Origin of the sequence: Tabrizicola sp. (genome assembly GCF_051645465.1) — a bacterium.
Taxonomy (GTDB): Bacteria; Pseudomonadota; Alphaproteobacteria; order Rhodobacterales; family Rhodobacteraceae; genus Tabrizicola.
On the sequence record NZ_JBOFBI010000223.1, the window covers coordinates 1 to 9,919 of the forward strand.

Below are 9,919 nucleotides of genomic sequence, written 5' to 3' on the forward strand. Positions count from 1 at the left end.
CGCTGCAAGGTGCTCCTCCACCTCGTCGATGGCACGTCTTCGACCATCACCAAAGACTACCGCACCATCGTGACCGAGCTTGAGGCCTATTCCGACCTCCTCGGCGACAAGCCCCGGATCCTTGCCCTGAACAAGACCGACGCGATGACCGCCAAGGAAACCGGTGACCGCCGCCGCGCGCTGGAAAAGGCGTCGGGCGGCGAGGTCCACGTTATCTCTGGCGTCAGCGGCAAAGGCCTCCCCGAAGTCCTCCGCGCGCTTTACGCTACCATCCACAGCGAGGCCCCGTCAGAGGAGCCCGGCCCGTGGCAACCCTGACCCTGGTCGCCCCCGACATCCGCACCGCCAAGCGGCTGGTCGTCAAGATCGGCTCGGCCCTTCTCGTCGACCGCCAGAGCGGGCTGAAACAGTCCTGGCTCTCCGCCCTCGCCCTCGACGTGGCCGAAGCCAAGACCCGCGGTGCAGACGTGGTCCTCGTCTCCTCCGGCTCCATTGCCCTTGGCCGCAAGGTCCTGAACCTCCCCGATGGTGTCCTGACGCTGGAGCAATCCCAAGCCGCCGCCGCCGTGGGCCAGATCCGCCTGGCGCGGGCCTATGAGGAAGTCCTGGCCCCGCACGGCATCACCACCGCCCAGGTCCTGGTGACGCTGGAAGACACCGAGGACCGCCGCCGCTACCTGAACTCCCGCGCGACGATGCAAACACTCCTCTCCCTAGGCGTCGTCCCGATCGTGAACGAAAACGACACCGTCGCGACCGACGAAATCCGCTTCGGCGACAACGACCGCCTCGCCGCCCAGATCGCGGTGACGGTGGGGGCGGACCAGTTGATCCTTCTCTCCGACGTCGACGGCTTCTACACCGCCAACCCGAAGGAAGACCCCTCCGCCACCCGCTTCGATGTTGTCGAAACCATCACCCACGAGATCGAGGCGATGGCGGGCGACCCGATCTCCGGGCTTTCCAAAGGCGGGATGAAGACCAAGCTTCTCGCCGCCAAGACCGCCGTCGCGGGCGGCTGCGCCATGGCGATCATGGAAGGCTCGACCCTCAGGCCGCTGAAGGCGCTGGCCGAGGGCGCGAACCGTACCTGGTTCGTGTCCGCCGCCGATCCGCAGCTGGCGCGCAAGCGCTGGATCAACGCGATGAAGCCCAAAGGGGAACTGACGCTTGACGCAGGCGCCGTGACTGCACTGAAGGCCGGCAAAAGCCTTTTGCCCGCCGGTGTGACCAAAGTGACCGGCACCTTCGGCCGGGGTGAACCGGTGTCGATCCTTTCGCCAGAAGGAGTGGTTCTCGGCAAGGGCCTGGTGCGCTATACTTCGACCGAGGCGCGCAGGATCGCCGGTCACCGGTCAAGCGAGATCGAAGCGATCCTCGGCTACCAGGGCCGCGCGGCGCTGGTGCATCGGGACGATATGGTGGTCTAGACCCAAATTCCTTAAGTAAGGAATTTGACAAAATTCTTACTCAAGAATTTTGGGGCCTGGCGGAAGCGGAGCGAGAGCATGGACGGCCAATTCACCGATCTCATGGGCGACATCGGTCGCAAGGCCCGGGCAGCGGCGGCAGAACTCGCCTTCGCCGGGTCCGAACGCAAGGCCACTGCTCTGATCTCGGCAGCCGACGCAGTCTGGCGGCGGCGACAGGAGATTCTGGATGCAAACATCCTCGACCTCGACGCAGGCGCTACGAAGGGCCTGACGCCCGCCATGCTCGACCGCCTGCGGCTTGACGACCACCGCCTGCGCGGGATCGTCGATGCGCTCCGCGAAATTGCCGAGCAGAAGGATCCCGTCGGTCGGGTCCTTGCCGAATGGGACCGCCCAAGCGGCCTTCATATCCAGCGCGTGGCGACCCCACTGGGCGTTGTCGGTGTCATCTACGAAAGCCGCCCGAACGTGACCGCCGATGCGGGTGCCCTCTGCCTCAAGTCCGGCAATGCCGTGATCCTGCGTGGCGGCAGCGAAAGCTTCGAGACGTCCGAGGCGATCCATTCTTGCATGGCGGAGGGCCTTCGTTCAGCCAACCTCCCCGAAGCCGCGATCCAGTTCATCCCGACCCGCGACCGCGAGATGGTGACGGCCATGCTCCGGGCGACCGAGTACATCGACGTGATCGTCCCCCGCGGCGGCAAGGGCCTTGTCGGCCTTGTCCAGCGCGAGGCGCGGGTGCCGGTCTTCGCCCATCTGGAAGGCATCTGCCACGTCTACGCCGACCGCGACGCCGACCTCGAAAAAGCCCGCCGCGTCGTCCTGAACGCCAAGACCCGCCGCACCGGCGTCTGCGGCTCGGCCGAGTGCCTGCTGATCGACTGGCAGTTCTATACCAAGCACGGCGCGGTGCTGATCGAGGACCTTCTTAAGGCCGGGGTCGAAGTCAGGACCGAAGGAGAACTCCTCAAAGTGCCGGGCACAGTAAAAGCCTCACCCGACGACTTTGGGCATGAGTTCCTCGACATGATCATCGCGGCAAAGCTGGTGGACGGCGTGGACGAAGCCATCACCCATATCCGCCGCTACGGCTCGAACCACACCGAGAGCATCCTGACCGAGAACGACGCCACCGCCGCACGTTTCTTCGAACGGCTCGACAGCGCGATCCTGATGCGTAACGCCTCGACCCAGTTCGCCGATGGCGGCGAGTTCGGGATGGGCGCGGAAATCGGCATCGCCACCGGCAAGATGCACGCGCGGGGGCCTGTGGGGGCCGAACAGCTGACGAGCTTCAAATACCTCGTGACCGGCGACGGGACGATCCGACCTTAGCTCAGAACGTAAGCCTGATGGTCGTCTCGCCGATCTCGGTCACCAGACGCCGCCCCTGCCGCGCCAGTTCTTCGGGCACCAGCGCGAAATGCACCTGCGCCGCCCCGATCTCGGCGGGTGCGCGCGGTTCGGTCAAAACCTCCCAGAGCCCGGCGTCCACCTTCAGCCGCGGTGCTTCGGCAAGGATCGACCAGCCGACCTCGCCCCGCGTGACCTGCACTTTCCCGCCATAAGCCAGCGCACTTTCCAGGCATTGCAGGAGAAGGAACACCAGCCGCACCTCGCGCCGCGACAAGTCCGCCGGGCTCGACCAGGCATAGCCGACCCGCCCCCCGCGTCCCAGATCACCCAGGATCGACGCCACCTCGGACCGCGCGATCCGCTGGTCGCCCGAGGCCTGGCCGAAGCAGATCCGGAAGAACCGGATCCGTGCGTTCGCATTGGCGACGCTTTCCGAGATCAGCGCCATTTCCGGTCGCGCACCCCCCGGCTCCATCGTCAGAAGCTCCACCCCGTTGCCTATCGCCCCGATCGGGCTGATAAGGTCGTGGCAGATGCGGGACGCAATCAGGGCGGCAAGGTCGGGTTTGGTTTCATGCATCGCGGGGCACCGGGCGAGAGGGGCGGGAAATGGCGGCACTTCTGGAACCGGGCATGCTGGTACGCCACCCGGATCAGGCAGACTGGGGCTTGGGTCAGGTACAGTCGAACATTGACGGAAAGGTCACAGTGAACTTTGAACACGCTGGAAAAGTGGTGATCGACAGCAAGCGCGTCTTCCTTGTGCCCTTGTTGGATTCTGAACACCCATAGTGCGAATCCTGCGAAGAAACTCAACCGGGAATTGCTGCCCCCTTGACGCGGACGGACAGGTGGTTGCAAAGCCACAGGCGCGTGGCTAAGTCAGACCTGCCCCTGCGCGAAACGATGCCGATGACCGCTGAAGAGCCCCCCTACGCCGTCCGGCTGGCGACCACGCCCGAGGACCTGACCGCCGCGCAGCGCCTGCGCTATCAGGTCTTCATCGAAGAGCTTGGCGGCACCGGCCCCATGGTCGACCACGAAGCCCGGCTGGAGCGTGACGCCTTCGATCCGTTCTTCGACCACCTGGTGCTTGTCGACCGCCGGATCGACCCCGCAACCAAGGCCCATGTGATCGGCGCCTACCGCGTCCTTCCCGACGACCGCCGCGCCGCCGCGGGCCGGTTCTATTCCGAAACCGAGTTCGACCTCGGCCCCCTCCTCGCCCAGGGCCGTCGGCTTCTGGAGCTTGGCCGCTCCTGCGTCGACGCAGATCACCGCGGCGGCACGGCGATGTTCCATCTCTGGAACGGGCTCGCCGAATACGTCTTAGACCGCGGGATCGAGGTGCTCTTCGGCGTGGCAAGCTTCCACGGCACCGACATCCCGGCGCTGGCCGAGCCGCTGGCCTATCTGCACCACAACCACCTCGCGCCCCCCGACATGCGGGTCCGCGCCCTTCCGCCCCACCGGCAGGAGATGAACCTGATCCCTGCCGATTGCCTTGACCGCAAGGCCGCGATGGCGGCGACACCGGCCCTGATCAAGGCCTACCTCCGCCTCGGCGGCTTTGTCGGCGACGGCGCCTGGATCGACCGGGATTTCAACACCACCGATGTCTGCCTCGTCATGGACACCGGCCAGATGTCGGCCCGGCACCGTGACTTCTACATCCGAAAGAAGGCTGCCAATTGAGCGGCTGGGAACATGCCCCGCCCCCGCCCTTCCGGATCGGCGCCCTGGGCTGGCTGCGGGTCCTCTGGCGCGGCACGCTGGTCGGAAGCCTCACCTACGGCGGGCTTGTCGTTCTCCTCCTCGTGCGCCTCGTCGAATGGCCGCTTTACGGCCAGGCCCGCCCCGTCACACCCCACATCACCCGCTTCGTCTGCCGCACCGCACTCCGCCTCCTGCGCCTGCCCCTCGTCGTCCACGGCAAGCCGATGACCCACCCCGGCGCCATCGTCGCGAACCACTCCAGCTGGCTCGACGTCTTCGTCCTGAACGCCGTCCAGACGATCTACTTCGTCGCCAAGGCCGAGGTCGCCGACTGGCCAATGATCGGCTGGCTTGCCCGCGCGACCGGCACGATCTTCATCGCCCGCAAGGGAAGCGAGGCGAAGAAACACAAGGACATGTTCGAATCCCGCCTGCAGGCCGGGCATCGCCTCCTCTTCTTCCCCGAAGGCACCTCGACCGACGCGATCCGGGTCCTGCCGTTCAAGTCGACGCTCTTCGAGGCCTTCTTCGCCCCCGCCCTCGTCCGCAGCATGCATATCCAGCCCGTCACCGTGGTCTTCCACGCGCCCGAAGGCGAAGATGCCCGGCACTACGGCTGGTGGGGCGACATGGACTTCGCCAGCCACCTTCTGAAAACGCTTTCCACCCCCCGCCATGGCCGGGTCGAGGTGACCTTCCATCCCGAAGTTCCGGTCGACGCCTTCGAGAACCGCAAGGCGCTTTCCCAGCATTGCGAGCGGGTGATCCGGACAGCGCATGTGCATGCGGTGGAGTGAACCGGGAACACCCTCACCACCTGTCATCCCCGCGAAAGCGGGGACCCAGATGACGCACAGGGGTCCCCGCTTTCGCGGGGATGACAGACTGGATTTCCGTTGTCGGCAAGGGTCAACCTTTGCCCACTCACCGCAACCGGCGCAACAGCTCCATGCTTGGCTCTCCCGTCACCGGCAACCCCACACTCGCCTCATAAGCGCTGATCGCGGCCTTCGTCTTCGCCCCGATCACCCCGTCCGTCCCGCCCGTATCGAACCCCGCCGCCGTCAGCAGCCGCTGCAGCTCCTGCCGGTCGGCCTTCGTCATCCCCGCCGCATCGGGGCCGAACGAGGCCTGCACCGCCCCCCGGCCCAGAAGCCGGTCCGACAGATGCCCGACCCCGATCGCGTAGTTCTGGGCGTTGTTGTAGCGCAGGATCGTCGCGAAGTTCTGCGTCAGCAGGAAATACGGCCCGCCCCCCGAATTGCCCCCGGCGATGATCGACCCGCCCGCAAGCGACCCACCCCCCGCTGCCCGCACTCCCAACGCGCTCCAATCCGCCGCCGACTTCCCCTTGCCGCGCCCCAGAAGCCCGGAGTTGAAGCCCGCAGGCAGCGTCACCTCCATCCCCCAGGGCAGACCCGTCGTCCACCCGGACCGGTTCAGATAAGCCGCAGTGGACGCAAGCGAATCCGACGGATCCTCGCTCCAGATATCCCGCCGCCCGTCGCCGGTGAAATCCACCGCAAACTCCAGGAACGAAGTCGGGATGAACTGCGTATGCCCCATCGCCCCGGCCCAGCTGCCGGTCATCGCACCGGGTGCCACATCCCCCGCCTGCAGGATGCGCAGCGCCGCGACGAGCTGGCTTTCAAAGAACTCCCCCCGCCGCCCGTCATAAGCCAGCGTCGACAGCGCCGAGATCACCGGCACATTCCCCCGCCTTGTCCCGAAAAAGCTCTCCAGCCCCCAGACCGCCGCCACGACATGGCCTTCAACCCCATAGCGGCTCTCGATCGCCGACAGGGTGCTGCCGTACTGCGAGTACTTCTGGCGCCCAAGGCTCACCCGCTCGTCCGAGGCGGCGATGTTCAGATAGTCCTCAAGGCTCCGCTTGAACTCGGTCTGGTTGCGGTCCTTCTCGATCACCTCCGGCAGGAACCCCGCCCCCCGGAACGCCGCATCGATGGTCCCCTGCGATATCCCGCGTGAGGCCGCCCGGCCCTTGAACCCCGCAACCCAGTCGTCCCACCCCGCATTCGGCACCGCCCGAGGAGCCGGGTCCGCCGCCCGGTACCCCCCTCCCCCACCCGACCCGCTCCTGCCCGAGGAAACGCATGCCGATAGGAAAGCCGCCGCCCCAGTCAACAGGGCGCCACGCCGTGTCATCTCCACTGTCTGCATGATCCCGCCGCCTCTGCTCTTGTTTTGCGGCCATGATAGCAATCGCCCGCGCCAAAGGCAAAGACCGGTCATACCGCAGAGGCGGCTAACCGTACTCCCGTCACGCCCGCCCGTCATCAGACGACTTCGCAGCGAAGCGGGTGCTCCGCCGCCACTCCGGCAAACCACGCAACCAATCCTTACAAGACTGCCCTTGCTTCCGTGATTTTCTACAAAAAAATGGGTGCATTCGACAATAAAGCCCGTAGTCCGTCTGCAATAGATTCGGCTGCGAAACAGTGTCCCTGATCCGAAGGCTCTCGAGTGTCTTACTCAAAGAAGCAACCAATCGACTTCGCGAACCGGCAACGAACCAACGCCTTTCGCGTCCCTAATTCGGAGCAGTGCGCTGTGGAAGCTGCCCGCTGAAAACAGCTAACTCAGGAAAGGACTACCTATGCGTTCGACGATTCTGGCGGCTATTGTGGCACTGTCTGCGACGATGGCATTCGCGCAAGAGAAAGACATGATGGAAGAAATGAGCATGGGTCTCACTATGCTTGAGGCGTCCGCCAAGACCGTGCTGCAGCAATACGGTCTCGAGGCTGATGTGATGTCTCTGACGCTGGGTCAGCTTGCAGCTATCCAGGGCGCTTTGACGGGGTCGAACAACGACGCCGAAAAGAAAGCCCAGATCGAAGCAGCTCTGCGGAAGTGAACCGCTTCTGAGGACTTCCGGGCGACTCGGTCGCCTGTCTAGACCCCAACCCTTCGCCGGGTTGGGGATTTCCCCAGCCTGCGGGCCTATGCTCTTGTAACAATCGGGGAGGAACCGGTTGCAAGACGCCTTTCCCCCTCGGCAGTGCTTGAAATATTTTACCTCATCACAATTTTACTCCTTCGCAAGAAATCGTAATGCAACTGTTACAACCTTTTGTTTGATCGCTTGTCTGATCGGCAGAATTGGCAGGTGAAAGTCTCGACCAATCAACCCTTCTCACGCCGACGCGATAATTGTTTCATTTCCCGTTGAAATGAGCGTTACAATAAAAAACGCCGGTTATCACGCCATTGTAGACCCGCTTGAGAGATGATGCCTCGTCGCGTAGCTCTGCTCCAGTCAGCTGGAGAGTGCGCATGCCGAAGCGTTACGATAGTCTGCAAGAGTATCATGATACTGATCAGGCAATAGGCTTCCGGAAGTATGAGGAGGTCCATTTCCGTGTGGGGCTGTTGTCCGAAACATCAAGCGACGTGACATTCACCTCCACCAACCGGAATGGTTTGGTCGTCGATCTTTCAGGAACAGCAAAACATCTGACGCAAATGGATGGAATTCTGGACGAAACGCCAACCCGACGCGGTGACGTCTGCCTGATACCGCCGGATATTGAGGCGCGTTTCGCCTGGGAAACAAGGACTGAACGGCAGACCAGCATAATACTCGAGTTTGATTCCGAGGTACTTGCCGCCTACCTGCCGGACTTCGAAAAGGACAGATTCGCATCTGGCCACCTTCTCCCCGCCAATTATGCCGACCGACCTATCCTTGCCAATCTAGCCCGGCTGCTTAGCCGCGAGATAGACCCCGACCAGGCACGCGGAAGGCTCTTCGCCGAGTCAGTCATGCGTCTGGTCGCATTCGAGATCGTCTCTTCGCATTGGTCGGTGCCGATGCAGCGGCCCGAGGTCGGTGGCGGTTGGGACTCTCGGGTAAAGCGGGCGATAGAGTTCATCGAGAGCAAGTATTCCGACGACATCACCCTATCGGACATCGGACAGGCTTCGGGGCTCAGCGTGACACAACTGACATCGCGCTTCCAGAAAGATGTAGGGGCGACGCCGTACTCCTACGTCATCGACCGGCGTTTGCGCCAGGCAGTGCATCTCCTGAAGACGACCGAAATGCCAATCGCAGAGGTGGCGGTCGCAACCGGGTTCTCGGACCAGCAGCATCTGACGCGGGCGTTTCGCGCGCGCCTCGACCAGACCCCAAAACAGGTGCGAAAGGCATAGACCCCGGCGACTGGCGCAGCTTCGCTCTAGCCAGATATCGGTCTCACCTTTTCGGCCGGCCTCCTCTCCAGAGTGTCTTCAGAGGTTGCCCGGCCCTGGTGCATGGCCGGGCTTGCTTATGTCAACAGATTGACGGGGCGTAAACGCCCGCAACCAAACCACTGAAATCATTTGCTTTAAAGACTGTCCCACCGTGGGACGCCCTCACTCCCCCCGGTTCTTCAGCGTCCAGGCGATCTGGCGGAGCATCCCGTGGAAGGTCTGCACCTCGGCCCGCGTCAGCCCCAGCCGCCCCCACATGTTCCGCAGGTTCGCCTTCATCCCCTCCACCTTCGTCTCCGGAAAGAAGAACCCCGCCGCGTCGAGCCTTTCCTCGAAATGGTCCGCCAGCCGGTCCACCTCCTCCCGGCTCGCAAAGTCCGTCCGGGCCAGTTCCATGACCGAGGCCGGAACCTCCCCCGCCTGCCGCCGCCATTCATAGCCGAGGAGGAGCACGCACTGGGCGAGGTTCAGCGACGGGAACTCCGGGTTCACCGGCACCGTCACGATGGCGTTGGCCCGGACGATGTCGTCATTCTCCAGCCCCGCCCGCTCCGGCCCGAAGAGGACGCCCACCCGCTTCCCCTCGGCCCCCATCGCGCGGGCCATCTCCATCGCCCGCTCTGGCGTGACGACCTCATTCACCAGCTCCCGCCCCCTCGCGGTGGTCGCGAAAACGAAGTCGCAGTCGGCGATCGAAGTGGGCACATCGGGGAACAACCCCGCCTGGTCCAGCACCCGCCCGGCTCCGCTTGCCATCGCGACGGCCTTGGGGTTCGGCCAGCCGTCGCGGGGCCCCACGACCCGCATCCGTTCGAGCCCGAAGTTCAGCATCGCCCGCGCCGCGGCACCGATGTTCTCGCCCATCTGGGGGCGGACGAGGATGAAGACCGGGGGGATCATGCGGGGCCTCTGGAAAGAACTGGGGCCGAGATAGGCCAGCCGGAGTAAACTGGCAAGCCGACCCCGCCGGTAGCCAAGCCGAAGAAAGGCTGATAGACGGGCCGGCAGACCAAAGCCCGGAGCCCGCCATGGCCGCAGACGACCGCCCGCAGATCACCCTCATCTCGCCCCCAGCCTTCGACGCGGAGGTCTTTTCCGACCGGATCGGAAGGGTGCTCGACGGGGTCGAGATCGCCTGCCTGCGGCTTTCGCTCGGGACGAAGGACGAAGACATCCTGATGCGCGCCGCCGACGCT

General features: G+C 64.3%; 10 protein-coding genes and 1 pseudogene. 8 read left to right on the forward strand and 3 right to left on the reverse strand.

Going from position 1 to position 9,919, the window contains the following annotated elements; genetic code table 11:
- The 3 genes and pseudogenes from obgE to ACRCSW_RS14770 all read left to right on the forward strand — a co-directional run.
- A pseudogene (gene obgE, locus ACRCSW_RS14760) lies at window positions 1-318 on the forward strand (GTPase ObgE); the annotation flags it as partial.
- Entirely contained in the window at window positions 306-1,430 is a 1,125-nt protein-coding gene (proB, locus tag ACRCSW_RS14765; protein WP_438706269.1) for a glutamate 5-kinase, read from the forward strand. The pseudogene obgE and the gene proB, both read left to right, overlap by 13 nt.
- A 78-nt stretch (window positions 1,431-1,508) precedes the next feature.
- Window positions 1,509-2,768: a glutamate-5-semialdehyde dehydrogenase gene (locus ACRCSW_RS14770; protein ID WP_438706270.1), complete on the forward strand. Its 1,260-nt coding sequence runs from the start codon at window positions 1,509-1,511 to the stop codon at window positions 2,766-2,768.
- A gap of 1 nt (window position 2,769) precedes the next feature.
- On the opposite strand, the gene ACRCSW_RS14775 is transcribed toward ACRCSW_RS14770, so the two are convergent.
- On the reverse strand, window positions 2,770-3,369 hold the full coding sequence (locus ACRCSW_RS14775) for a histidine phosphotransferase family protein (RefSeq protein WP_438706272.1): 600 nt from the start codon (window positions 3,367-3,369) through the stop codon (window positions 2,770-2,772).
- Between the two features lie 29 nt (window positions 3,370-3,398).
- Between ACRCSW_RS14775 and ACRCSW_RS14780 the strand changes: the two genes are divergently transcribed.
- From ACRCSW_RS14780 to ACRCSW_RS14790, 3 genes are all read left to right on the forward strand, one after another.
- Window positions 3,399-3,581 carry a DUF3553 domain-containing protein gene (locus ACRCSW_RS14780; protein WP_438706273.1) on the forward strand — a complete coding sequence of 61 codons (183 nt, stop codon included), beginning with the start codon at window positions 3,399-3,401 and terminating at the stop codon, window positions 3,579-3,581.
- A 120-nt stretch (window positions 3,582-3,701) separates the two neighbouring features.
- Complete coding sequence (locus ACRCSW_RS14785) at window positions 3,702-4,484, forward strand: GNAT family N-acetyltransferase (RefSeq protein WP_438706283.1); 783 nt, start codon at window positions 3,702-3,704, stop codon at window positions 4,482-4,484.
- Window positions 4,481-5,302, forward strand: coding sequence for a lysophospholipid acyltransferase family protein (locus tag ACRCSW_RS14790; protein ID WP_438706275.1), 822 nt, complete (start codon window positions 4,481-4,483; stop codon window positions 5,300-5,302). Before ACRCSW_RS14785 ends, ACRCSW_RS14790 begins: the two co-directional genes overlap by 4 nt.
- A gap of 127 nt (window positions 5,303-5,429) precedes the next feature.
- Here ACRCSW_RS14790 and ACRCSW_RS14795 read toward each other — a convergent pair whose 3' ends face one another.
- A complete protein-coding gene (locus ACRCSW_RS14795; RefSeq protein ID WP_438706285.1) occupies window positions 5,430-6,677 on the reverse strand; it encodes a lytic murein transglycosylase in 1,248 nt (415 codons plus the stop codon).
- A gap of 445 nt (window positions 6,678-7,122) precedes the next feature.
- Between ACRCSW_RS14795 and ACRCSW_RS14800 the strand changes: the two genes are divergently transcribed.
- Entirely contained in the window at window positions 7,123-7,383 is a 261-nt protein-coding gene (locus ACRCSW_RS14800) for a hypothetical protein (protein WP_438706277.1), read from the forward strand.
- 419 nt (window positions 7,384-7,802) lie between these two features.
- Window positions 7,803-8,681, forward strand: coding sequence for a helix-turn-helix domain-containing protein (locus ACRCSW_RS14805; RefSeq protein WP_438706279.1), 879 nt, complete (start codon window positions 7,803-7,805; stop codon window positions 8,679-8,681).
- Between the two features lie 204 nt (window positions 8,682-8,885).
- On the opposite strand, the gene ACRCSW_RS14810 is transcribed toward ACRCSW_RS14805, so the two are convergent.
- Entirely contained in the window at window positions 8,886-9,623 is a 738-nt protein-coding gene (locus ACRCSW_RS14810; RefSeq protein WP_438706281.1) for an RNA methyltransferase, read from the reverse strand.
- Window positions 9,624-9,919: the final 296 nt, after the last annotated feature.

What these genes read in the sequence shown, in the direction of transcription:
- ACRCSW_RS14805 (WP_438706279.1), top strand. Translation starts at nt 7,803, where the DNA reads ATGCCGAAGCGTTACGATAGTCTGCAAGAGTATCATGATACTGATCAG.
- ACRCSW_RS14775 (WP_438706272.1), bottom strand. Translation starts at nt 3,369, where the DNA reads ATGCATGAAACCAAACCCGACCTTGCCGCCCTGATTGCGTCCCGCATC.
- ACRCSW_RS14800 (WP_438706277.1), top strand. Translation starts at nt 7,123, where the DNA reads ATGCGTTCGACGATTCTGGCGGCTATTGTGGCACTGTCTGCGACGATG.
- ACRCSW_RS14770 (WP_438706270.1), top strand. Translation starts at nt 1,509, where the DNA reads ATGGACGGCCAATTCACCGATCTCATGGGCGACATCGGTCGCAAGGCC.
- ACRCSW_RS14780 (WP_438706273.1), top strand. Translation starts at nt 3,399, where the DNA reads ATGGCGGCACTTCTGGAACCGGGCATGCTGGTACGCCACCCGGATCAG.
- ACRCSW_RS14785 (WP_438706283.1), top strand. Translation starts at nt 3,702, where the DNA reads ATGACCGCTGAAGAGCCCCCCTACGCCGTCCGGCTGGCGACCACGCCC.
- ACRCSW_RS14810 (WP_438706281.1), bottom strand. Translation starts at nt 9,623, where the DNA reads ATGATCCCCCCGGTCTTCATCCTCGTCCGCCCCCAGATGGGCGAGAAC.